Annotated in this window: 21 protein-coding genes and 1 tRNA gene; 14 read left to right on the top strand and 8 right to left on the bottom strand. The window is 33.0% G+C overall.

Annotation, left to right across the window (positions count from 1 at the left end; genetic code table 11):
* Positions 1–1,265 precede the first annotated feature (1,265 nt).
* Together BLT46_RS01010 and rseP are read right to left on the bottom strand one after the other, a co-directional pair.
* Positions 1,266–1,339: transfer RNA gene (locus BLT46_RS01010), tRNA-Asn, on the bottom strand.
* Positions 1,340–1,425: 86 nt separating this feature from the next.
* Positions 1,426–2,772 (bottom strand): RIP metalloprotease RseP, encoded by a 1,347-nt coding sequence (gene rseP / locus BLT46_RS01005; RefSeq protein WP_090404838.1) that lies wholly within the window; start codon positions 2,770–2,772, stop codon positions 1,426–1,428.
* A gap of 259 nt (positions 2,773–3,031) precedes the next feature.
* Between rseP and serS the strand changes: the two genes are divergently transcribed.
* The 5 genes from serS to BLT46_RS00980 all read left to right on the top strand — a co-directional run bounded on the left by serS (position 3,032) and on the right by BLT46_RS00980 (position 7,834).
* Positions 3,032–4,303 (top strand): serine--tRNA ligase, encoded by a 1,272-nt coding sequence (serS, locus tag BLT46_RS01000; RefSeq protein ID WP_090404836.1) that lies wholly within the window; start codon positions 3,032–3,034, stop codon positions 4,301–4,303.
* A 106-nt stretch (positions 4,304–4,409) separates the two neighbouring features.
* A complete protein-coding gene (locus BLT46_RS00995) occupies positions 4,410–4,721 on the top strand; it encodes a DUF4286 family protein (RefSeq protein WP_090404833.1) in 312 nt (103 codons plus the stop codon).
* Positions 4,722–4,731: 10 nt separating this feature from the next.
* A complete protein-coding gene (gene rsmA, locus BLT46_RS00990; protein ID WP_090404830.1) occupies positions 4,732–5,511 on the top strand; it encodes a 16S rRNA (adenine(1518)-N(6)/adenine(1519)-N(6))-dimethyltransferase RsmA in 780 nt (259 codons plus the stop codon).
* Entirely contained in the window at positions 5,501–6,853 is a 1,353-nt protein-coding gene (gene mgtE, locus BLT46_RS00985) for a magnesium transporter (protein ID WP_090404827.1), read from the top strand. The genes rsmA and mgtE overlap by 11 nt, the downstream gene beginning before the upstream one ends.
* A 33-nt stretch (positions 6,854–6,886) precedes the next feature.
* The gene (locus tag BLT46_RS00980) at positions 6,887–7,834 is read left to right on the top strand and encodes a 2-hydroxyacid dehydrogenase (protein ID WP_090404824.1); all 948 of its coding nucleotides are present in this window, start codon (positions 6,887–6,889) and stop codon (positions 7,832–7,834) included.
* A gap of 115 nt (positions 7,835–7,949) precedes the next feature.
* On the opposite strand, the gene BLT46_RS00975 is transcribed toward BLT46_RS00980, so the two are convergent.
* The gene (locus BLT46_RS00975; protein WP_090404821.1) at positions 7,950–9,776 is read right to left on the bottom strand and encodes a GNAT family N-acyltransferase; all 1,827 of its coding nucleotides are present in this window, start codon (positions 9,774–9,776) and stop codon (positions 7,950–7,952) included.
* A 190-nt stretch (positions 9,777–9,966) separates the two neighbouring features.
* Between BLT46_RS00975 and BLT46_RS00970 the strand changes: the two genes are divergently transcribed.
* From BLT46_RS00970 to BLT46_RS00960, 3 genes are all read left to right on the top strand, one after another.
* Positions 9,967–10,731, top strand: a complete 765-nt coding sequence (locus tag BLT46_RS00970) for an exodeoxyribonuclease III (protein ID WP_090404819.1) — start codon at positions 9,967–9,969, stop codon at positions 10,729–10,731.
* Between the two features lie 24 nt (positions 10,732–10,755).
* Positions 10,756–11,661 (top strand): OmpA/MotB family protein, encoded by a 906-nt coding sequence (locus BLT46_RS00965; RefSeq protein ID WP_090404816.1) that lies wholly within the window; start codon positions 10,756–10,758, stop codon positions 11,659–11,661.
* A gap of 178 nt (positions 11,662–11,839) precedes the next feature.
* Entirely contained in the window at positions 11,840–13,171 is a 1,332-nt protein-coding gene (locus BLT46_RS00960; RefSeq protein WP_090404813.1) for a mechanosensitive ion channel family protein, read from the top strand.
* A gap of 36 nt (positions 13,172–13,207) precedes the next feature.
* On the opposite strand, the gene xseB is transcribed toward BLT46_RS00960, so the two are convergent.
* The gene (xseB, locus tag BLT46_RS00955; protein WP_090404810.1) at positions 13,208–13,402 is read right to left on the bottom strand and encodes an exodeoxyribonuclease VII small subunit; all 195 of its coding nucleotides are present in this window, start codon (positions 13,400–13,402) and stop codon (positions 13,208–13,210) included.
* The gene (gene xseA, locus BLT46_RS00950; protein ID WP_090404807.1) at positions 13,369–14,850 is read right to left on the bottom strand and encodes an exodeoxyribonuclease VII large subunit; all 1,482 of its coding nucleotides are present in this window, start codon (positions 14,848–14,850) and stop codon (positions 13,369–13,371) included. The genes xseB and xseA overlap by 34 nt, the downstream gene beginning before the upstream one ends.
* Before the next feature lie 439 nt (positions 14,851–15,289).
* Here xseA and dut point away from each other — a divergent pair, with 439 nt between their 5' ends.
* The 6 genes from dut (at position 15,290) to amaB (ending at position 21,092) form a co-directional block, all read left to right on the top strand.
* On the top strand, positions 15,290–15,727 hold the full coding sequence (gene dut / locus BLT46_RS00945; protein WP_090404804.1) for a dUTP diphosphatase: 438 nt from the start codon (positions 15,290–15,292) through the stop codon (positions 15,725–15,727).
* 27 nt (positions 15,728–15,754) lie between these two features.
* Complete coding sequence (locus tag BLT46_RS00940; RefSeq protein WP_090404801.1) at positions 15,755–16,765, top strand: sugar phosphate nucleotidyltransferase; 1,011 nt, start codon at positions 15,755–15,757, stop codon at positions 16,763–16,765.
* 87 nt (positions 16,766–16,852) lie between these two features.
* Positions 16,853–17,632, top strand: a complete 780-nt coding sequence (locus tag BLT46_RS00935; protein ID WP_090404798.1) for a lipoprotein insertase outer membrane protein LolB1 — start codon at positions 16,853–16,855, stop codon at positions 17,630–17,632.
* A gap of 29 nt (positions 17,633–17,661) precedes the next feature.
* Positions 17,662–18,918: a murein hydrolase activator EnvC family protein gene (locus BLT46_RS00930; RefSeq protein WP_090404794.1), complete on the top strand. Its 1,257-nt coding sequence runs from the start codon at positions 17,662–17,664 to the stop codon at positions 18,916–18,918.
* A 7-nt stretch (positions 18,919–18,925) separates the two neighbouring features.
* Complete coding sequence (locus BLT46_RS00925; protein ID WP_090404792.1) at positions 18,926–19,459, top strand: 3-hydroxyanthranilate 3,4-dioxygenase; 534 nt, start codon at positions 18,926–18,928, stop codon at positions 19,457–19,459.
* A gap of 85 nt (positions 19,460–19,544) precedes the next feature.
* Entirely contained in the window at positions 19,545–21,092 is a 1,548-nt protein-coding gene (gene amaB, locus BLT46_RS00920) for an L-piperidine-6-carboxylate dehydrogenase (protein WP_090404789.1), read from the top strand.
* Between the two features lie 69 nt (positions 21,093–21,161).
* Here amaB and BLT46_RS00915 read toward each other — a convergent pair whose 3' ends face one another.
* From BLT46_RS00915 to BLT46_RS00905, 3 genes are read right to left on the bottom strand one after another with little or no spacing between them, the layout of a single operon-like run.
* Positions 21,162–21,719, bottom strand: coding sequence for a DUF3575 domain-containing protein (locus BLT46_RS00915; protein ID WP_090404787.1), 558 nt, complete (start codon positions 21,717–21,719; stop codon positions 21,162–21,164).
* Between the two features lie 38 nt (positions 21,720–21,757).
* Positions 21,758–22,498 carry a metallophosphoesterase family protein gene (locus BLT46_RS00910; RefSeq protein ID WP_090404857.1) on the bottom strand — a complete coding sequence of 247 codons (741 nt, stop codon included), beginning with the start codon at positions 22,496–22,498 and terminating at the stop codon, positions 21,758–21,760.
* Positions 22,491–23,639 carry a DUF5929 domain-containing protein gene (locus BLT46_RS00905; RefSeq protein WP_090404785.1) on the bottom strand — a complete coding sequence of 383 codons (1,149 nt, stop codon included), beginning with the start codon at positions 23,637–23,639 and terminating at the stop codon, positions 22,491–22,493. Before BLT46_RS00905 ends, BLT46_RS00910 begins: the two co-directional genes overlap by 8 nt.
* Between the last annotated feature and the right edge of the window lie 39 nt (positions 23,640–23,678).

The raw sequence follows: 23,678 nt of genomic DNA, 5'->3' as shown, positions 1-23,678 counted from the left end.
CTTACTCTCTTAATTTTTGCTGTCAATCCAATATGTCTATGAACGTGTCTTCTTAATTATAATCTCACTTGTCTTTCAAAGCGAGTGCAAAAGTAAATAACTTTTTTAATTTAGCAAAACTTTTTTTGAAATAAATTTCATTTTGTTTTTATCGCTAAACCGACGTATTTACTGAAGCGGACTGCAAAGATACAACCTTATTTTTTACTTATCCAAATTTAATTTCTTATTTTTTTCAAAGCGAAATAACGTTACTTTTTTATCTTTACTCTTTCACTATTTGTGTATGATCGTCTGCTGTAATGCGGATGCAAAAGTAGCATCTTTTTGGCTATTTCCAAACTTTACAACTCCTTTTTTGAAAGGTTTTTTATAACCTGTTGTTATGTTGTTTATTACCTCTGAAAGTTTTTTTACTTTTTGTTTTTGTTGGTTCAAATAGGTCTGGTCTTCTTTAGTAAAGCAAACACTCTATATATAAGTATACTATTATATATGTTCTAATCCTCTCCTTATATAGGTACAAAATTAATTATATCACTTCTATACGTAATTGTAAAGCGGTTATTTTGCTATCAAATGACATCATATGCACTATAAACGCTGTCCCACTTTTGTACTCAAATCTCCGCAAACCCTTACAAACAAAGGGATTAAAAGAGTTTCAAATGACATTTAGTCGCAAATAAGCCGTAAATAAGTCGTAATTACCTCACCTAAAGGCCTTTTTCGCGAACTAATTACGACTTAATACCGTATGAGATAGTAATAAATACTACCTAAGTCCAGTCTTTACAAACTATCCAGAGCATAAAACATATAAAAAGCCCTTATTAGAACTTCGTAAAAACCTTTTTCACTACTAATAATCACCATACTATTAGCTATTTGTACTACTTACCATCACAAACCCAAGCAAGAGATCCCGTACTAACGCCAAACAAAAAAGCATTAACATTCAAACCAGGCATATATTCTCAAAAAAAGCTTTCTATTTACAAATAGACAGAAACAATTTCATAACCACATTTAACTTCACATCCCGAAAGATTGAAGTCACCCACCGCCTATACATTAGTCAAGCATTCCATAATTACTAAATATAAAAACAGATAGTATTTAAAAAACGAAAAGCGATACCATTGACTGATATCGCTTTTCAAATCCCCTTAAAAAGTAAATTTCTTTACTGTATTCTTGTTTTTAAAATTCTTTTAACCTAACAAGGTTATAAGAAAAAAGCCAGTCTTGGACTGGCTTCTCTGCTCCCCCTCTTGGGCTCGAACCAAGGACCCTCTGATTAACAGTCAGATGCTCTAACCAACTGAGCTAAGGAGGAAGGTTATTTTCTACCTTTATTGCGATGCAAAGATATAATGTTTTTCTAATCTTGCAAACACAAATACCTTTTTTTTTGTTTTTTTATTATTTCACAAATATTGCCTTATAAATATCATTCCCATTAGCAAACAGAAGCAACCCTATAAGTATAAAGAAACCAACCATTTGCGCATTTTCCAAGAACTTATCACTTGGCTTTCTACCTGATATCATTTCGTACAATAAAAATATTACGTGTCCACCATCAAGCGCAGGAATAGGTAATAAGTTCATCACTCCAAGCATAATTGACAACATAGCAGTAATACTCCAAAAAACTTGCCAACTCCATACTTGAGGGAAAATATCATAAATAGCCATAAAACCACCTAATCCTTTGTAAGCTCCCGTTTCAGGTTGAACAATTTTTTTCAATTGAGCAAAATAACTAACAACACGATCCTTTCCATTTTTCAATCCAACAGGAACCGACTCAATCAACGAATACTTCTCTTGACTAATAGTATAAAGCCCTAATTTCTCTAAGTTATCCAAAGGCAATCCCCCAGCAAATATCACATTCAATTTACCCTCAGCATCAATATTTAAATTAACAGCAACCTCTTTCCCCTCTCTTTCAACAACAGCAGGAACAGTTTTTCCTTTATTCTCATCAAGAACCCCCATCACCATATCAACAAAAGGAGTATCAACACCATTAATACTTTTCACTACATCCTTAGCTACCAAAACATTTTCATTCGCAGAACCTTCAGCAAGTCCCGTTACAACAAAAGGAATACGAAGAGCAACAAAGCCCATACCTTTACTTTGCGTAACCTGTCCCAAAAAATCAGTAGGCAAAGTAACAGTCTGATTCACACCTTCTCTCTCAATCTCGATAGAATGTCCTAATAAAACAGCCTCTGGTAAATCGTTAAACTTCACAATTTCTTTACCATCCACAGCAAGTATTTTATCACCACTTTGTAATCCAGCATCCTTTAAAATAGGAGACTGTACCCATACCCCGTGTTTAATATCTTTATTAGAAATAAAAAGTTCACCGTAAGTATAAGCCATACCAATATATATAATAAAAGCAAGCACAAAGTTTACAAAAACACCACCTAACATTATTATTAATCTTTGCCAAGCCGGTTTAGACCTAAATTCCCAAGGCTGAGGCTCACTTTTCAGCTGTTCAGTATCCATACTTTCATCCACCATACCAGCAATTTTCACATAACCTCCAAGAGGCAGCCAGCCAATACCATAAACTGTATCCCCAATTTTCTTTTTAAACAAGGAGAACTTTACATCGAAAAACAAGTAAAACTTCTCAACACGAGTTTTAAAAAGTTTAGCAGGAATAAAGTGACCTAACTCATGCAAAATAATTAATAGCGACAAGCTCAATAAGAATTGAGATAATTTAATAAGTATATCCATTTCGTTTTATTACAATCTTAAAAATAAAGAACAAAAATAACTGATTACTTTCAGTATTTCACTTTTTTTTTAAACAAGGAGTTTATTTACCCCATTCTTCACATACAAAAACCAATTTAAACACCAATATATAACCATTGAAACATAAATAGCAGTAAATATAACATTCAACAAAGAGAAAAATACAACCAACGAACAGAAAATAAGCTATAATAGAAAACTATTTTCTAACTTTGCTCTATCAATTAATATTTATAATATGTTACAGATAGCTTTTATTAGAGAAAATCAAGAGAAAGTGGTTAAAGGCTTAGCCAAAAGAAATCTTGATGTTGCAGATTTGCTAAACGAAGTGTTGGAATTAGATGAAAAAAGAAGAAGCACACAAGTTGAATTAGACAATGTATTAGCAGAATCTAACAAGCTATCCAAAAGCATCGGTGAGTTGATGAAAAGTGGTGAGAAAGCGAAAGCAGAAATCATTAAAGAGAAAACATCAAACTTACGTGAGCAAAGCAAACAATTAACTGAAGAATTAAACAATATTTCTGCAGACTTAACAGAGAAGTTATACACTTTACCTAACGTACCAGCAGACATTGTTCCTCCAGGAAAAGATGCAGACGATAACTTGAATGTATTCCAAGCAGGAGAAGTACCAACATTACATGAAGGCGCATTACCACACTGGGAATTAGCAAAAAAATACGATATTATCGATTTCGAATTAGGTAATAAAATTACTGGAGCAGGATTCCCTGTATATAAAGGTAAAGGAGCACGTTTACAAAGAGCGTTAATTTCTTACTTTTTAGACAAGAATACAGCTGCAGGATACAAAGAATACCAAGTACCTCATTTAATCAATGAGGCATCAGGATATGGAACAGGGCAATTGCCAGACAAAGAAGGGCAAATGTACCACTCAACAGTAGATGATTTATACTTAATACCAACTGCAGAAGTTCCCGTAACAAACATTTTCCGCGATGTAATATTACAAGAGAGCGAATTACCAATTCAATGTACAGCATACACACCATGTTTCCGTAGAGAAGCAGGTTCGTATGGAGCACACGTAAGAGGTTTAAACCGTTTACACCAATTTGACAAAGTAGAAATTGTAAGAATAGAACACCCAGAAAATTCATACATCGCTTTAGACGGAATGGTTGAACACGTTAAAGGAATTTTAGACGAATTAAAATTACCATACAGAATCTTAAGATTATGTGGTGGAGATATGGGATTCACTTCTTCATTAACATATGACTTTGAAGTATTCTCAACAGCACAAGACAGATGGTTAGAAATTAGTTCTGTTTCAAACTTTGAGACATTCCAAGCTAACAGATTAAAATTACGCTTTAAAGACAAAGAAGGTAAAAATCAATTAGCACATACATTAAACGGAAGCTCATTAGCTTTACCACGTGTATTAGCAGGAATACTTGAAAACTATCAAACACCAGAAGGAATTGTAATACCAGAAGCATTACGTCCTTACACAGGATTTGATATTATCGACTAAATAAAACAAATACAATAACTAAAAAAGCACCAAATCCGAAAAAAGACATTTGGTGCTTTTTTTATCTTTGCACAGCAAATCTTTACTTAATTCAAAACGAAGAGCGATGATTATATACAATGTTACAGTTAACATACACGAGAGTGCCCATGATATATGGATGAAATGGATTAACAACACATACATACCTGGAATACTTGCAACAGGCAAATTTGACAAAGCAAGAATGGTAAAAGTATTGATTGAAGAAGAAATGGGAGGACAAACATACTCTCTTCAATTTGAAACCCAAAGTAAAGAACTATTAGAGCAATTTTACAAAGAAGACTTTGATCGTTTTGAAAATGAAGCAAGAAAGTTATTTGGTGAGTTAATGCTTACCTTTAAAACAGAATTAGAATTAATCCGTGAATATTAACAACAAGTAGATGGATAAAGTAAGAGCAAAAAAACACTTAGGTCAACATTTTTTAACAGATGAAAGTGTAGCTAAACGCATAGCAGATACGTTAACCTTAGAAGGATATAAGAAAGTATTAGAAATCGGACCAGGAATGGGAGTATTAACAAAATACATCTTAGACAAGCCTACAGAAACCTTTGTTGTTGAAATTGACACAGAATCAGTAGACTATTTACATCAACACTATCCGAAATTAAGAGATCACATTTTCGCACAAGATTTTTTAAAGTTCGATATAACAACTGCATTCAAACAAGAGCCTTTTGCAGTAATTGGAAACTTCCCTTACAATATATCAACTCAAATTGTATTTAGAGCCTTAGAGTTACGCGATTACGTTCCAGAATTTTCAGGTATGTTCCAAAAAGAAGTAGCTGAAAGAATCTGTGAGAAAAAAGGAAGCAAAGCCTACGGAATTTTATCCGTGTTAACCCAAGCGTTCTATGAAGTAGAGTATTTATTTACTGTTTCAGAACACGTATTCAATCCACCACCAAAAGTTAAGTCAGGAGTGATGCGTATGAGACGTAAAGAGAACTACAGCTTAGCATGTAACGAAAAGCTATTTTTCAACGTAGTAAAAACAGCTTTCAATCAAAGAAGAAAAACATTAAGAAACAGTCTTAAGAGTTTCAATCTACCAGAAGAGATTAGAGAACAAGAGATATTTAACCTAAGACCAGAACAATTAGGTTACGAACAATTTATAGAAATTACACAAAAAATAGAAGCCAATGGAGTTTAAAATCAGTAAAGAATCTATCCAACAATTTGAAGATTTAATTGCTGAAAATAATGAAAAGGAGCTTCTTCATATCCTAAAAGATATTCACTATGCAGATATAGCAGAAATAATGAATGAGCTTTCTACAGAGGAAGCCATTTATATTTTTGACATTTTAGACAGTGAAGTTACTGCAGAGATATTATTAGAATTAGATGAAGACGTACGTGAAAAGATATTAAAATCTCTTTCGCCAAAAGAAATTGCAGAAGAATTAGACGAGTTAGACACGGATGATGCTGCAGATATTATTTCAGAATTATCAGAAGATAGAAAAGAAGAAGTACTTTCTGAGTTAGAAGATTTAGAGCACGCAAAAGACATTGTAGAGTTATTGCGCTACGATGAAGATACAGCAGGAGGATTAATGGCCAAAGAATTTGTTTCAGTCAATGAAAATTGGTCAGTTTTAACTTGTGTAAAAGAAATGCGTAAACAAGCAGAACATGTTTCACGCGTACACTCTATTTATGTATTAGACAATGAAGGGCGTTTAAAAGGACGTTTATCATTAAAGGATTTGCTTACTACATCCACAACTACACATATTAGTGATGTCTACATTAGAAATGTAGATTCAGTAAAAGTAGATACAAAAGATGTTGAAGTAGCACGTATCATGCAAAAGTATGACTTAGAAGCCATCCCCGTAGTAGATGAGATGGGGCGCTTAGTAGGTCGTATTACCATCGACGATATTGTTGACGTAATCAAAGAAGAAGCAGATAAAGATTACCAATTAGCAGCAGGTATCTCACAAGACGTAGAAGCAAATGATAGTATTCTAACCCTTACACGAGCACGATTACCTTGGTTAATCTTAGCTATGATCGGAGGATTTGTAGCAGTAAATGTATCCCGAAGCTTTGAAGGAGCGATGGAAAAATTTGGTGTCCTATTCTTTTTCACTCCATTAATTGCAGCAATGGCAGGAAATGTAGGAGTTCAATCCTCTGCAATTATTGTACAAGGATTAGCAAATAACAGCATTACAGGTTCAATTTGGAAACGTCTTGGAAAAGAAGTTACTCTAAGTTTACTAAATGGTTTTTTACTTGCTATACTTATGATGATAGGTAGTCACTTCTTATTAGGAGTAGATTATATAATAGGTATTACAGTTTCAATAGCCCTAATTAGTGTTATTATAATCGCAAGTTTAATCGGAACGTTTGTTCCCATTTTCTTAAACAAATACGGTATTGACCCCGCTTTAGCGACAGGTCCATTTATCACAACCAGCAATGATATCTTTGGAATTTTAATTTACTTTTCAATAGCAAAAGCTATATTAGGTTTCTAAAATCTCTAAACAATATCCTCAAAATCTAATCAAATGAATACAAGAAAAGTTTTACATATTGACAGTAACCACCCGTTAATGATAGAGCAATTAGCTCAAATGGGATATGAAAATGTAGAAAACTATACTTCTACAAAAGAAGAAATCGAACAAACTATTTCTGAATATGAAGGAGTAATCATTAGAAGTAGGTTTAAAATTGACAAAACCTTTTTAGACTCTGCCACTAATTTAAAATTTATTGGTCGTGTTGGCGCAGGATTAGAAAACATTGATTGTGACTATGCAACTACAAAAGGAATAGCACTAATTGCCGCTCCAGAAGGAAATAGAACAGCCGTTGGAGAACACGCTTTAGGAATGTTGCTAACCTTAATGAACAAACTAAACTTAGTTGACCAAGAAGTTAGAGAAGGTATTTGGATAAGAGAAGGCAATCGTGGGTATGAAATTGAAGGAAAAACAGTAGGAATAATTGGTTATGGAAATATGGGAAATGCGTTTGCAAAACGCTTACAAGGCTTTGACTGTAAAGTTATTTTCTATGACATTAAAGAAGGCTTAGAAAATCAATTTGCAAAACAAGTAACTTTAGAAGAACTACAAGAACAAGTAGATATTCTAAGCTTACACACCCCACAAACACCTGAGACAATGAATATGATTGATGAACAATTCATCAACCGTTTAAGAAAACCAATATGGTTTGTCAATACTGCACGAGGTAAGTCTGTAAATACAGCAGCATTAGTCAATGCCCTTAAACAAGGAAAAGTATTAGGAGCCGCATTAGATGTTTTAGAATATGAAAAATCATCTTTCGAAAATATGTTTAGCGACAATACACTTCCTGAACCAATGCAGTACTTAGTACAAGCTAAAAATGTCTTACTATCCCCTCATATTGCAGGTTGGACTATTGAAAGCAAAGAAAAATTAGCACAAGTAATCATTGACAAAATAAAATTACTAAACAACTAATGTCATCCCTATAAAACAATAACGCTTTACGCACTATTAAAATAGGTAACACATTAAAATACAAAAGAGGGATTATCAAATTGATAATCCCTCTTTTGTATTTTAATGTGTCAGATTACTCTTCCGTTTTATTATTCTCTTCCTGAATTTTCTTTTCCAATTCAGCAGCAAACTCCTCCATTACAGGTTTAACAGTACTCTCTGGTAAATCAGCAATTTTAATATACATCAATCCATCAATTGCATTATTAAACAAAGGATCCACATTGAACGCAACTACCTTAGCATTTTGTTTAATATATTTTTTAATCAAAACAGGTAATCTCAATTTCCCAGGTTCAACATCTTCAATGATTTTATCAAATTTATTCAAATCCGAATCTGTTTCACTAAATATTAAATCCTTTTCACTATCCTTTAAGTTCACTTTATACTCCATTTTAGGCGTAATATATTGTGCAATAAAAGGATCAAAATAATGTGAACGCATAAACTCAATCATCAATGACTTAGAGAAATCAGAAAATTGATTGCTAATACTCACCCCACCAATTAAGTACTTATGTTCAGGAAAACGCAAAGTTGTATGTACAATTCCTTTCCACAATAAAAACAGTGGCATTGGTTTCTGCTGATACTCTTTTATAATAAAAGCCCTACCCATTTCAATAGACTGAGAAAGCATTGGATACAACTCAGACTCAAAACGGAATAACTCGTTCAAATAAAACCCATTAATACCATATTTCTTATAAATCTCAGACCCCAATCCCATACGATAAGCTCCACAAATTTCATTGGCATCATTATCCCATAAGAACATATGATGATAATAATTATCATATTGATCTAAATCTGATTCATTATTAGTTCCTTCACCAACTTGGCGGAAAGTTATTTCTCTCAAACGACCAATTTCTTGTAAAATACACGGAATTTTCTCAGATTTACACAAGAAAACCTCGTAGTTTTTACTTTGGAGAAGACGAAAATCATTTTCTCTAAGTGCCTCAATCTCTTCTAAAATTTTTTCCTTTGGTTGTGGTTCAATAATATCCTTAACCACTTTTGGAAATTTAAAATTAAAAGACGGAACTTTAATTCTCTTTCTGCTATCCTCATCCTTATAAGCATTCGATAATAAATACGTTTTAAAACGCAAGAAATTACCATAATCATTTAGATCATAATGCTCATTCTGTTCCTCAACAGAGATAGGACGTCCAATTCTAATCTTAATTACTCTATTCTTCTGAGTTAATAATTCAGAAGGCAACTTTGCTGTACGCAATGTTGGATTAATTTTCGATAAGAAATAGAATAATTTACTATTCGTTGCATGAAAGTAAATAGGCACAACAGGAACATTTGCCTTTTTGATTAATTTAATTGCCCCTTCCTCCCAAGGTTTATCAACAACAAGTCTATCATCTTGGTAAGTAGAAACCTCCCCAGCAGGGAAAATTCCTAAAGGCTTGCCATCACTAAGGTGGCGTAAAGTATCTTTTAACCCAACTACACTTGACTTTATATCCTTATTATTTTCAAAAGGATTGACAGGCATAATATAAGGTTTCAATGGTTCAATTCTATGCAATAAAAAGTTAGCAACAATCTTAAAATTAGGATCGTGCTCTTGCATTAATTTCAACAATAAAATACCATCAATACCACCCAATGGATGATTTGATATTGTAATATAAGGCCCCTTTTTAGGCAACCTTTTTAGTTCATCTGGATCAATTTCAAATTCGATTTGAAACTCTTCTAAAATAGCATTTAAAAAATCAAGGTTTTCTAAATGCTTATTGCGGTCGTAAATTTTATTTAACGTTGTGATTTTCAAAGCTTTCATCAACATCCATCCTGAAAATGTGCCTAAAACACCATATTTATCTACGTTAATTGCCTTTGCTACTTCTTTCGCCGTTACTAACCCCATTAATATTCAAAATTAAGTAATACAAATATACTAAAAACTTCAGCTAATCTGTTTTATTTTACTAAAGACGACTTATAAAAAATAATAATGGCTTTATAAAACATTTAAATCTCTGATTAAAACAAAGATAACTTATTAAATAACAAGATATATTTTTTCTATTTTTGACAATTCAAACAATCAATGAAACATGAAGATTATCTCATACAATGTAAATGGAATACGTGCAGCGATAAAAAAAGGATTTATCGACTGGATTCAAGAAGAAAATGCTGATGTAATTTGTTTACAAGAAATCAAAGCCAACGAAAGTCAAATACCAACAGAAGAATTAGCCGCGGCAGGTTACCCATACCAATACTACTTTTCAGCTCAAAAAGCAGGATATAGTGGAGTTGCAGTTTTGTGTAAAGAAAAACCGAACAATGTGGCATACGGAACAGGTATTGAGTATATGGACTCAGAAGGTCGTAATTTACGTGTAGATTTTGATACCGTATCTGTCATGTCATTATACTTACCCTCTGCATCTAATATTGAACGTTTAGACTTTAAATATCAATATATGGATGACTTCTTTACTTATATAAATGAATTAAGAAAAGAACTTCCAAATCTTGTTATTTGTGGTGATTACAATATATGTCACGAAGCAATTGATATTCACGACCCTGTAAGAAATGCCAAAGTATCTGGCTTCTTACCTGAAGAAAGAGCTTGGATTAGTAAATTTATAGAAAACGGATTTATTGATAGCTTCCGTATGTTTAATAAAGAACCTCACAATTATAGTTGGTGGACATACAGAGCAAACGCAAGAAACAACAATAAAGGTTGGCGTATTGACTATAATATGGTATCTGCCCCCCTTGAAGACCGTATTACAGCTGCTCGCATCTTAGCAGATGTAAAACACTCTGACCACTGTCCTATTGTTGTTGAGCTAAAATCATAAACAACAAATAAAACAAACTACAATATGATATTACGTAAAATCGCCCTAAGCATATTAGCTGTAACAATGCTTTCATCTTGTGTAACAAGAAGATTATACAACGAACTTGATGCACAATATCAAGATGCATTAAAAGATAACGAACGTTTAAGTTCAGACCTTGACTTGTTAAACACGTCAAATACAGACTTAGAACAAATCAAGAAACAATTAGCAGACCAGTTGCGTGAATTGCAACAAGAGCGCAATAATCTAAATGCAGAAATCTCTGCAGCACAAAACAAACTAAAAGATTTAGAACATTCTTATTCTAACTTAGAAAAACACAGTGCTGAAACATTAAAAGCAGAAGCAGCAAGATTAGCAAGTGCTAAATCAGAATTAGAAGAAAAAGCAAAACGCGTTGCTGAATTAGAAAGTATCTTAGCAAACAATGACAAGCAAATGAGAGCTTTAAAAGATAATTTATCTAAAGCTTTAAATGCCTTTGAAGGACGTGGACTTACAATCGAACAGAAAAATGGTAAAGTTTACGTTTCTATGGAAAACAAGTTATTATTCAAATCTGGTAGTTGGACAGTAAACAACGAAGGAAACGAAGCTGTAGTAGAATTAGGAAAAGTATTAGCTGACAATCCAGACATTACCGTCTTAATTGAAGGACATACCGATAACGACAAAATCTTAGGTAACTTAGGAGAAGGCGTAACAACCAACTGGGATTTGTCTACTAAAAGATCATTAGCAATTGTATCAATTCTTGAAAAAACAGCAGGAATAGACAAAAAGAACCTTACAGCAGCAGGAAGAAGCGAATTTGCTCCAATTGCAGACAATAAAACAGCTGAAGGAAAAGCAAAAAACAGACGTATTGAAGTTATCTTAACTCCAAACTTAGATAAAATCAATGCAATGCTTAACCAATTATAAGCTTCAACGATAAAAGCAATACCCCAAAGGGATTAAGGAAACTTAATCCCTTTTTTTATCTAATCTCAAAACATTTGCATTTTATTAGAAATAAAAACAGATAAAAACCATTAAACTTGCATTAGCGGTTTATAATACTATATTATATTACCTTTAATTACAAAAACTATTTACACGAATGAGTATACTTCCCTTAGTACCGCATATAAATAACATTGTAGACCCTTCAGATTTCAATGGGCTTTACAATTGGTTTTTTAATCTTTTAGATTTTCTGCAGCTATCTGAATATGAAACTCACGTTGCTACAGCAGTATTACTATTAGTAACCTTTACAATATGTATGCTTATTTTAGATTACATATTAAAAAACATATTCATTGTACTTGTAAAAAGTTTCGCTGTAAAAAGCAAAACGAACTTTGACGATATATTAGTCGAGAACAAAGTATTTCACAATATCACCCATTTAATTCCAATTGCACTTGCAAAAATTCTATTCCCTATCTTTTTTAAGGGCTTTCCGAATTTAACGAGTTTTACCATCTCTCTAACTAATATATTAGTGGTAGTTGCTATAACATTCCTATTCCGCTCTATTATACGCAGTATTAGAGATTACTCTAAAACAAAACCTAAATTAGCAGACAAGCCAGTAGATAGCTACTCTCAAGTAGCTACAATAGTACTGTACACCTTTGCATTCATCTTCATATTCTCGACAATAACCGGAGTAAAATTAGGTACTTTCTTTGCCTCATTAGGAGCCGCATCAGCCATTTTAATGTTGATTTTTAAAGATACTATTATGGGGTTTGTTGCCAGTATACAAGTATCTACTAATGATATGGTACGCGTAGGAGACTGGATTGAAATGGCTAAATTTGGAGCAGACGGAACAGTTTTAGAGATAAACTTAAGTACCGTAAAAGTTCAGAATTTTGATAAAACCATTACTACAATTCCAACCTATCTTTTAATCAGTGATTCGTTTAAGAATTACCGAGGCATGCAAAACTCAGGAGGAAGAAGAATAAAACGCAGTATTAATATCAAAATGTCTTCAATTCGTTTTTTAGAAAAACACGAGATTGAGAATTTAAAAAAGATACAACTATTAGCTCCTTATATTGAAGAACGTCAAAAAGAAATAGACGAATATAATGAGAAAACACAAGCAGACCAGTCAATGCCAGTCAATGGAAGAAAAATGACCAACATTGGCCTTTTCAGAGCCTATGTATTGCGTTATGCTCAACAAAACCCAAACATTCACAAAGAGTTTTACTTAATGGTAAGGCATCTACAACCAACAGAACACGGATTACCATTAGAGTTGTATATGTTTACCAATAGCACATTATGGGTATTCTACGAAAATGTAATGGCAGACCTATTTGACCACGTATTAGCATCCGTTGATTACTTCCATTTAGAAATATTTGAACTCCCTTCATCCGATGATGTTAGGCAGTTTATCAGCAATAGCACAGCTGAACAACATAAATAAACAAGAGGACTTTGTATTGTACAAAGTCCTCTTATTTTATAAACCTAATCGCTCTATAATTCCCTCCACTTGTTTTTCCGTTGAATTCAATTTTTCTTTACAGAAAACAATTAATTTAGAAGCTCTTTCAACCTTTTGAGCAAGCTCATCTACAGTAACTTCGTCATTTTTTAAATCTTCTAAAATCTCTTCAAGCTCTAAAGCTGCGCTTTCATAAGTAAGTTGTTCCATAATACTACCTCTTTAATACTCCCTAAAGTAATTATATATATTTTATTAAAAACCATAATCTCTAACTCATCACCTTCTTTCATTTCGGTATTATAGTTTATTGTTTTTCCGTTCAATCTAACAATCGAAAATCCCTTTTTCAAGATTGTCTCTAAATCATAAAGCTGTGGAATTTCTTCCAACGCATTAATTCTAATTTTTTCACGTCTTAAAAAACCATTCACGTGATAGCCCAGTTTTTCTTGTAAAACAGTCAATGTCTGCTTCTGAGTATCTATCATTTGTTCACCTAAAAAAGAAATAATCCTCCCCTTCTCTTTCAGAACCTGGTTTTGTTTTGTAAGAATTGTTTTAGGGCGAAACACAATTGCTTGCTTACTTATTTCCAAGAAAGACTCTTCTTTAGCCATTCTCTTTTTTACTTCACTAATCAACCGATTAGAAACCAAGTGAAGCTCTCCCCTTTTCAAACGAGTAATCGCCAGTGATTTAGATTTAATTTCCTTATCTGTTACATCAACAAAATGCCTATTCATAGTAACTTGTTGTCTGTACAGCTGCATAATACCATCATAAGTACGAGAAATATTCACATCAAAATGATATGCTTTTTCAACAATAAACGCAGCCACTGCACTCGGTGTTTTAAAAAACCTATTTGCTACGAAATCTGCCACAGTACTATCTGTTTCATGACCAATTCCCGTTAAAACAGGCATATTCATTTTAGCAATCGTTTCAGCTAAAGCATAATTATTAAACACATCTAAATCTAAAGCAGCCCCACCACCTCTTATAACAACAACTGCATCACATTCTAAATTATTTGCTGTTTTTAATGCTTTAATAATCGACATATAAGCAAACTCCCCTTGTACCTGACAATCTATCGCAGTTACGTGAAAAACATAGCCATATTCATTCTTAGTCAACTGATTTACAAAATCAGCATGTCCTGCTGTACGTTCAGAGCTAATCAATGCGATTTTCTGAATAACCTTAGGTAAGTGAAAACGTGCATTTAGATCCAACAAACCATTTTCCTTCAGTTTCTTTAAATTCTCTTGCTTAATACGTTCAACCTCTCCTAAAGAAAAAGACAAATCAACCTCTAAAATATTAATAGAAAGACCATAAACAGCACTAAAAACAATCTCGCAATAGCACAAAATCTCAGAGCCATCTTTCAGTATTTCCTTGGCATTTTCAGCTAATCTCCTTTTGATGTCAATAGCATTTTTCTGCCAAATAGTAGCCCTACATTTAGCTAAAACAATACCATCTTTGTTCTCCACCAAATCTAAATAAATATGCCCTCTTCTATCCTCCTTGATTTGAGATATCTCAACACGAACCCAAAAAGCATTTCCAGCAATAACGTCATCCACAATAGTCTTTACTCTATTTAAAATTGTACTAAGGCTAAAAAACTTTTTTTCTTGATTCATTTGTGCTTTTTCTAATGACTTGAAAACAAAAGTACAATCTTAAATACAATAGCCCTACGTTCTATTGTTATAAAAATTAGCAAAATTACAATAGCCTTAAAGCATCATTTATTCCAATATTAATCAGTGTGCTTCTATATTCATTATACTTTTTATGTATAGTGAATGTACACTTTGACATAAAAAGTATACATTGACTATACAAGTACTATACATACACTATACAAGCACTCTGTATAAAACCTGTCTCGTCCTTGTCTCGTCCTACTATAGCTGTACAGTTATAGTTGATAATCCTGTTTTGTACTGTACAGTAATTTAAGTACGGGTCAATCTGACAACAAAACGACTAAAAAATGTTAATACGTACATCAACAAGCGATAAATTATTTATATACTCATATCTTTTTTATATTTGTTATCTATAAAAAAGACAAGTATGACTACAATAAAAATCATAAATAAATCTCAACATTCATTACCTAACTATGAAACTTCACAGTCAGCAGGTATGGATTTAAGAGCAAATTTAACGGAGCCTATTACTTTAAATTCTCTTGAAAGAGCAATTGTACCAACAGGATTATTCATTGAATTACCAGAAGGATATGAGGCTCAAATCAGACCAAGAAGCGGGTTAGCAGCTAAAAAAGGTATCACACTATTAAACAGTCCTGGTACGATAGATGCAGATTATAGAGGAGAAATAGGTGTAATTGTAGTAAACCTATCAAAAGAGCCATTTGTAATTGAAAACGGAGAACGTATTGCACAAATGGTTATTTCAAAATTTGAACAAATTCAATGGCAAGCAGCTGAAGTTTTAAATAAAACAGAAAGAGGAGCTGGTGGTTTTGGTAGTACAGGAGTAAAATAAGTGAAGTAAATACAAAGAAATTAGAGAATGAAAATAATCGTGCCAATGGCTGGACGTGGTTCACGCTTACGTCCACACACATTAACGGTTCCTAAACCGTTAATTCCAATCGCAGGAAAACCAATTGTACATAGATTAGTAGAAGACATCGCAAAGGTATTAAACGACCAAATTGATGAAATCGCTTTTATCATCCACGAAAGTTTCGGTAAAAAAGTAGAAGAAGATTTAATTGCTATTGCAGAAAAATTAGGTGCAAAAGGAACAATCTGTTACCAAAACGAAGCTTTAGGAACAGCACACGCTATTCTTTGTGCAAAAGAAAGTATGCAAGGACCAATTGTAGTAGCTTATGCTGATACATTATTCAGAGCAGACTTTAACTTAAACAAAGAAGCAGACAGTGTAATTTGGGTAAAACAAGTAGAAGACCCGAGTGCTTTTGGTGTCGTTCAACTGAACGAGAAAAACGAAATTATAGACTTCGTTGAAAAACCAAAAGAATTTGTATCTGACTTAGCTATTATCGGTATTTACTACTTCAAAAGCGGAGAAGTTTTACGCAAAGAATTAGAATACTTACTTGACAATAATATTATCAAAGGTGGAGAATACCAACTAACCGATGCTTTAGAAAATATGAAGCAAAAAGGAATGTTGTTTGCTCCTGGTAAAGTTGATGAGTGGATGGACTGTGGAAACAAAGATGTTACAGTGGATACAAATACAAGAATGTTGAATTTCTTAGAAAAAGACAACGAAAACTTTGTAGCAGAAAACATTACAATTGAAAACAGTACAATCATCAGACCTTGTTATATTGGAAATAACGTTGTATTAAAAAATGCAACAGTTGGTCCAAACGTTTCTTTAGGAGACAACTCAGTTGTAGAAGATTCAACTATTGAAAATAGTCTTATCCAAACAAACGCAACTATTCGCAATGCGAAATTAGACAATGCTATGATTGGTAACTATGCTAAATATGACGGTAAACATACCAACATCAGTATAGGAGATTATTCTGTATTAGACTAAAAATATTAAATCCGTTTTAAATTACTTTAAAACGGATTTTTTTTATCTATCTTGCTTGTCTATAAACAGATTATTTCAAGTGTAGTTATGAAAAAGATAGTATTCACATTTTTGTGCATTTCCCTACTTATTAGTTGTAAAAAAGGCAATTCTGGCTCTTTATTAGATGAAAAAGATGCAACAAACTCAAAAACTGTATTAACGATACTAAACAACCACAACAAGAATAATAACGACTTCACCACATCAGCAATTCGCTCTTCAGCGTCATTCGAATCAGACAAGGAATCGCGAAAATTCGGGATGGATATATTCATTGAAAAAGACAAACAAATACTTATTAATGTACGCTTTTTAGGTTTTCCTGTTGCTAAAGCACTTGTTACACCAGAGCAAGTTCAATATTACGAGAAAATAAATGGCGTTTACTTTGAAGGAGACTTTAGTGTTCTAAGCAAATGGGTTGGGACAGAATTAGACTTTAACCGATTTCAAAATCTTCTATTAGGTCAGGCTATTGATAGCAAGAGTTTCAATAAAAAACTAAATAGTACAATAGAAGATGGTTTGCACAAGTTAGAAGCTGCCGTAGAAGAAGATATTCAATCTGCATTTTACTTCGAAGATAAAAGTGGTTTATTGAAAAAAGAAGAGATATCAGAAACAGCAAAAAATCGAAGCGTAACTATAAATTATCCAAGTTATAAAAAGGTAGATAAGTTTACTACACCAACTGAAATTAATATTCTCGCAAGACAAGAAAAAACCATACATTTGAACATCCGTTATGACAATGTTACTTTTAATGAAGATTTAAACTTCAAATACAAAGTACCCTCTGGTTATAAGCGAGTTGGATTAAATTAAAAAGATCAAATCACAGAAGAATTCTACAAATGACAAGAGCATATTACATCCTATTTTTCTTATTTACTGTGTTTGCTTGGGGACAAACAAAAGAGACGCAAGAACAATTAGAACGTAAAAAACAGCAAATATTAGTTGAGATCAAAGTAGTACAAGACCTACTTAGAAAAGAAAAAACTAAGGAACGTAATATTCTTGCTGAAATAGAAGAGCAAAATAGAAAGATAAACCTGAACAGACAATTAATTCAAAATGTTCAGATGCAAATTGCTACAACTAATACTACAATTAGCAAAACACAAAAAGAAGTAGATGCACTTCAAGCTGAACTTACAGCTTTGAAAGACGATTATGCTAAAATGGTTTTAAAGTCATATAAAACTAAATCAAGCCAAAGTCGTATTATGTTTATCTTATCGTCTGACAACTTTGTACAGGCTTACAAACGCGTACAATATATGAAGCAATATGCTGATTATAGAAAAGCACAAGGGGACGAAGTAAAAGAAAAAGCAGAAGAATTAAAGGGCGCATTAGTAAAACTTGAAGCTCAAAAAGAAAGACAACGAAAACTTTTGGCTGAACAACAGCAAAACGAAAAGAATTTACAACAAGACCTTGTAGAGCAGAAAGACTTAATAGCTATTGTACAAAAAGACCAAAAAAAATACAATCAAGATATTAAAAACAAACAAGAGCAAACGAGAGAGATTGACAGAAAGATTAAGCAATTAATTAAAGAAGCAATTGAAGAAGCAAACCGTATTGCTCGTGAAAAAGCTGCAAAAGCAGGTAAAACAACTACTAAATCGACAACAACAAGTAAAACTGCAACAGCATTTGAACTTACACCAGAAGAAAAAATAGTAGCAGATAACTTTAAATCAAATAAAGGAAAATTACCTTGGCCAGTAAGCAAAGGATATATTTCGTTGCCTTATGGAGACCAACCACACCCTGTGCAAACACATCTTACAATTCACAATAGTGGCTTGGAGATTACGACAGAAGCAGGTTCAAAAGCAAGAGCTGTATTCCAGGGAGATGTATTACAAGTACAAGTATTGCCTGGAGGAAATAAAGCCGTACTTATTCAACACGGGGACTACATTACTGTTTATCAAAACTTAAGTGATGTATCTGTGAAAAAAGGAGATAAAGTAAGTATCAAACAAAACATCGGAACAGTTAATACAAATAGTGCTGGGAAAACAGTACTGAAATTTTTACTTTCACACAATACAGACATCAACAATCCACAAAGTTGGTTGAGTAGAAGTAATTAATAACATTATGAGTACAACATCGTCATTTAATATTTTTAAGTGGGTTAAAGAGAATAAATCCTTATTACAACCCCCTGTTGGCAATAAAAATTTATATCCAGAGTCATCTGACTATATTATTATGGTCGTTGGTGGACCAAATGCACGTAAAGACTTTCATTACAACGAAGCAGAAGAATTCTTCTTTCAATTAGAAGGAACGATCTATATTGATATACAAGAAAACAACGAAAGAAAACGCATTACTTTAAACGAGGGAGATATTTACTTGCTCCCTCCTAAAGTACCACACTCTCCTATTCGAACAGAAAATTCAGTAGGCTTAGTTGTAGAGAAAAAGCGAAAAGAAAAAGGTTCAAAAGATGGGCTAATATGGTATTGTGATAACTGTAATCACAAGCTATATGAAGTTTACTTTGAGTTAACCAATATAGAAACTGATTTCTTACCACACTTTAAACACTTTTATTCTTCAGAAGAATTACGCACTTGTGAATGTTGCCATACCGTTATGCCAACTAACCCTAAGTTTACAAAATAGAACTATTTAGGTGTTTACATCAAATACTGTGTTTTTTTTTTATATTAGCATTATATCAACCATATAAAAACTATAAACTAAAAAAATGAGTACAGTAACTAACCAAATCGACATTTCAGAAGTTCTGAAAATGTTAGGTTTAAAAGAAGTAAACGAGCGATCTTCTACAGGATCAACATCCTTTTCAAATGGAAAAGTACTTGAATCTTATTCACCTGTAGATGGCAAGTTAATTGGAAAAGTAAAAGCATCAACAGCAGAGGACTACGAAAAAGTGATGCAAACTGCTCAAGCAGCGTATAAAGATTGGAAACTTGTTCCAGCTCCTAAAAGAGGAGATATTGTACGTCAAATTGGACAAGAACTACGCAATAAAAAAGAATACTTAGGAAAGCTTGTTTCCTATGAAATGGGAAAAAGTTTACAAGAAGGACTTGGAGAAGTTCAAGAAATGATAGACATCTGTGACTTTGCAGTAGGTTTATCACGTCAATTATACGGCTTAACAATGCATTCAGAGCGACCAATGCACAGAATGTATGAGCAATGGCACCCAATCGGAATTGTTGGTATTATCTCAGCTTTCAACTTCCCAGTTGCTGTATGGAGTTGGAATACGATGATTGCTTGGGTTTGTGGAGACGTTTGTATCTGGAAACCAAGTTCAAAAACACCTCTTTGTGGAGTAGCTTGTCAAAACATTATCTCAGAAGTATTCAAGTTAAACAACATTCCAGAAGGAGTTTCAAACTTAGTTATTGGTAACGAATGTGGCGACTTAATCAACAATGACCCTCGTATTCCATTAGTATCATTTACAGGTTCTACCCGTATTGGAAGACACGTATCAAAAACTGTAGCAGAACGCTTTGGAAATACTATTCTTGAATTAGGAGGAAACAATGCGATTATTGTATCAGAACACGCAGATATAAATATGGTTTTAGTAGGAGCCGTATTTGGAGCTGTAGGAACAGCAGGACAACGTTGTACATCTACAAGACGATTAATCATACACGAAAGCGTTTACGACAAAACACTTGACGTACTTCAAAAAGCTTATGCTCAATTAAAAATTGGAAATCCTTTAGACGCTACTAACCACGTAGGTCCTCTGATTGATAAAGGAGCTGTAAAAGACTACTTAGATGCGATTGAAAAAGCAAAACAAGAAGGCGGTAAAATAATCGTTGAAGGTGGTGTATTAGAAGGTTCTGGATATGAAAGCGGTTGTTATGTAAAACCGTGTATTATTGAAGGAAAAAACAGCTTTGAAATTATACAAGCAGAAACATTTGCTCCTATTCTATATGTTATGAAATATTCAACAATTGAAGAAGCAATTGATATGCAGAACAATGTTCCACAAGGGTTATCATCATCAATCTTCACTACCAATATGAGAGAAATGGAATTATTCTTATCACACGCTGGATCAGATTGTGGTATTGCCAATGTCAATATTGGAACCTCAGGAGCAGAAATTGGAGGAGCATTTGGAGGAGAGAAAGAAACTGGAGGAGGTCGTGAGTCAGGATCAGATGCTTGGAAAGCATATATGAGAAGACAAACAAATACGATTAACTACGGAACAGACTTACCATTAGCTCAAGGAATTAAATTTGACTTCTAAACCGAAGAAAACATACAAAAAAAGGGATACTTATTTAAGTATCCCTTTTTCTATATATTACAATTCTAATTAAAATCTATATCCGATATTTACACCAGCATTAACTTCAATTGCACTGAAACGGTCGTTTACTTCACTACTAAAGTTACGAGCGATGTCAACAAATGGGTGAATTGTAAAAGAATCACCTAATGCCCATTTATAACCAACACCAACACCAAAGATAAAGCTATTCATATCTACTTTATCTAACTCAACTTTCTGAGAAACATCATTAAATCTATCTTCTTCAAAATTACCAAAACGATATTTCATAAATGGAGACACAACATATCCACTTCCATTAGCATCAGTCTTTCCTCCGAAATAGTAATTATAGTTTACTAAAATACTGTTAGTCTTAAACTTTTGGTTTCTACTACTCTTCTCTGCGTGGTAAGAAAAACGGTCATTAATATTGAAGTTTGCTCCAATAGACTGATTGTGATCAATAAAATGTTCGTATCCTAATTCAACTGAAGCCAACACCAAAGTATTCAATACATTCACTTTAACCTCGTTAACTGCCTGAGCCTTAACCCCAAGAGTTCCTCCTATTAATAATAGCGCTAAAAATAATTTTCTCATAACTCAATAAATTTTTGGCAAATATAACAAATCAATCATTATTTATGATTCCTACCCTCCTCATTTGGATAAAAATCCGCAACTATATCACTCTGCCAATACTCTTTAGAATCAACATCCATTACAGTTATCCTTCCCATAAAAGCAGCCCCTGTATCAATATTCCAAACATTCATAAAATTTGTAGGCTGTGTAAATCCAAAATTCGTAACAGGTGTATGTCCTATAAATATCTCGCTATACTGTTTAAGGCGTTTAGGATACAGCACACTATTAGGCTTAATCGATGAGTCCATTGCCATCACCATCTCCCACAACGTTCTATCCCAATACAAATATTCCCTAAAAAACTCTGCACCTACACCTCTTGGATTTGTAAACCCAGCATGAACAAACAAACGATTATGTTCATCTAAATAATAATTCTCTAACCCTTTAAAAAATTCAATATGTCTTTGACGCTGTTCCTCCCCCATATTATCACTCGAGTACGATTTCATTGAAGCAAGTCCCCCGTGAAACTCCCACATTGAATTTTCCTCCTTAGTAATTAACCAATCTAACAAAAGTGTTTCATGATTTCCCCTTAAAAACACACAATTATTAGTATCCCTTAAAGTCAATAAACACTCTACTACTTTCTCTGATTCACTCCATCCATCTACATAATCTCCTAAAAAAATTAAAGTATCATTTGATGTAATATTAGCCTTATCTAAAACCTGTAATAATGCTTTATACCCACCGTGAATATCCCCTATAACTAAAACTCTACTCATCTTGATCTGTTTCATATTTAAGTTTTCGTAAGATACGCATAACTTCCTTAAAGGCTATGAACAACTGCGGGTCAGATGATTGTTTTAAATAATCTTTAACTTCAATCAGTTCCTCTTTTGCCCTTGTAAAGCCATTGAGATAACAAAGCATCATATTAAAACAAAGCTTACTAAGGATACGCTCTTCTTTTGGTGTCAATTTTAAGTCGTTCGTAATTTTATAAATCACCCTCAAACTATTACCATAAATATGTCCAAGAATATTTCTGTTATAAGAAGGCGGTTGAAACAACAATCTATTTCCTATTGCGTAAGTGCCATTTTCTTGAAAAGAAATAGAAACTTCTTCAAAGCGATAATAACTTGTTTTGTCATTTAACCCTAAATTTAAATATTCAGTAATAATAAATTCGTTATCATTATGAACTATCGTTACAACATCCAAATCAGAATAAAAAAGTTTTAAATGTTCATTGACAAACTCAATATCTACACGAGAAAAGAAAACTTGTCCTCTAATAACCTTTCTATTTCCAGCCCAACAAATAATAAACTGTTCTTTAAAAACATTATAGCGAGGCTTCATATCCCGATGCGTATCCGTCATAAATGTAATAACACTATCCAAGATACTCTTTAGATCATTTTGAGAACTCGCTTCAATACTACTTACAATTTCCCTATTACAACCTCTTGGAATAACAACATCCGGCACAGATGTACTACCAATACGAACATAATAAGTTCCCGCCTCAACTTCTCCAATATTTCTTTTAAAACTTGTAATGGCTTCATTAGCCTGAACCGTGACCAAACCAACTACTTTATCCTTTGGCAAATCAGAAAAAGTAACGTTATCATATGTAATAATCGGAGGATTATTCAAATACGCATTAATTAAATTTTGAATTTTACTATCATCATAGAAGTCAACACCGACAATTTCATTATCTTCATCCTCGATTCCAACTACTAAATAAGAGTTGTTATCCGGGTTAGAATTAGATAAGGCACAGATATGCTTCAGGAATTTTGCTTTTCCTGATTTAGTATGTAAATTGAGTTGCCTTTTCTTATCGTAAAAGCTATTCTCATCGTAATGAGCAAGTAGATTTTTAATGAGTAAACGCTTATTAATCACGACTTTTGGGTTTTGTTCTTAAAATTATAAAAAGAAACT

The organism is Myroides phaeus, from assembly GCF_900099675.1.
Classification (GTDB): Bacteria; Bacteroidota; Bacteroidia; order Flavobacteriales; family Flavobacteriaceae; genus Flavobacterium; species Flavobacterium phaeum.
The sequence above is the reverse complement of the archived record's forward strand: the minus strand, read 5'-3'. Positions and strand labels throughout refer to the sequence as shown.

Bases quoted from the DNA above. Each gene is read 5' to 3' on its own strand.
- BLT46_RS00970 (WP_090404819.1), top strand. From the start codon at position 9,967: ATGAAGATTATCTCATACAATGTAAATGGAATACGTGCAGCGATAAAA.
- BLT46_RS00980 (WP_090404824.1), top strand. From the start codon at position 6,887: ATGAATACAAGAAAAGTTTTACATATTGACAGTAACCACCCGTTAATG.
- BLT46_RS00925 (WP_090404792.1), top strand. From the start codon at position 18,926: ATGAGTACAACATCGTCATTTAATATTTTTAAGTGGGTTAAAGAGAAT.
- BLT46_RS00940 (WP_090404801.1), top strand. From the start codon at position 15,755: ATGAAAATAATCGTGCCAATGGCTGGACGTGGTTCACGCTTACGTCCA.
- xseB (WP_090404810.1), bottom strand. From the start codon at position 13,402: ATGGAACAACTTACTTATGAAAGCGCAGCTTTAGAGCTTGAAGAGATT.
- BLT46_RS00910 (WP_090404857.1), bottom strand. From the start codon at position 22,498: ATGAGTAGAGTTTTAGTTATAGGGGATATTCACGGTGGGTATAAAGCA.
- BLT46_RS00960 (WP_090404813.1), top strand. From the start codon at position 11,840: ATGAGTATACTTCCCTTAGTACCGCATATAAATAACATTGTAGACCCT.
- serS (WP_090404836.1), top strand. From the start codon at position 3,032: ATGTTACAGATAGCTTTTATTAGAGAAAATCAAGAGAAAGTGGTTAAA.
- xseA (WP_090404807.1), bottom strand. From the start codon at position 14,850: ATGAATCAAGAAAAAAAGTTTTTTAGCCTTAGTACAATTTTAAATAGA.
- mgtE (WP_090404827.1), top strand. From the start codon at position 5,501: ATGGAGTTTAAAATCAGTAAAGAATCTATCCAACAATTTGAAGATTTA.
- BLT46_RS00935 (WP_090404798.1), top strand. From the start codon at position 16,853: ATGAAAAAGATAGTATTCACATTTTTGTGCATTTCCCTACTTATTAGT.
- BLT46_RS00930 (WP_090404794.1), top strand. From the start codon at position 17,662: ATGACAAGAGCATATTACATCCTATTTTTCTTATTTACTGTGTTTGCT.
- BLT46_RS00915 (WP_090404787.1), bottom strand. From the start codon at position 21,719: ATGAGAAAATTATTTTTAGCGCTATTATTAATAGGAGGAACTCTTGGG.
- BLT46_RS00965 (WP_090404816.1), top strand. From the start codon at position 10,756: ATGATATTACGTAAAATCGCCCTAAGCATATTAGCTGTAACAATGCTT.
- rseP (WP_090404838.1), bottom strand. From the start codon at position 2,772: ATGGATATACTTATTAAATTATCTCAATTCTTATTGAGCTTGTCGCTA.
- rsmA (WP_090404830.1), top strand. From the start codon at position 4,732: ATGGATAAAGTAAGAGCAAAAAAACACTTAGGTCAACATTTTTTAACA.
- BLT46_RS00995 (WP_090404833.1), top strand. From the start codon at position 4,410: ATGATTATATACAATGTTACAGTTAACATACACGAGAGTGCCCATGAT.
- BLT46_RS00975 (WP_090404821.1), bottom strand. From the start codon at position 9,776: ATGGGGTTAGTAACGGCGAAAGAAGTAGCAAAGGCAATTAACGTAGAT.
- dut (WP_090404804.1), top strand. From the start codon at position 15,290: ATGACTACAATAAAAATCATAAATAAATCTCAACATTCATTACCTAAC.
- amaB (WP_090404789.1), top strand. From the start codon at position 19,545: ATGAGTACAGTAACTAACCAAATCGACATTTCAGAAGTTCTGAAAATG.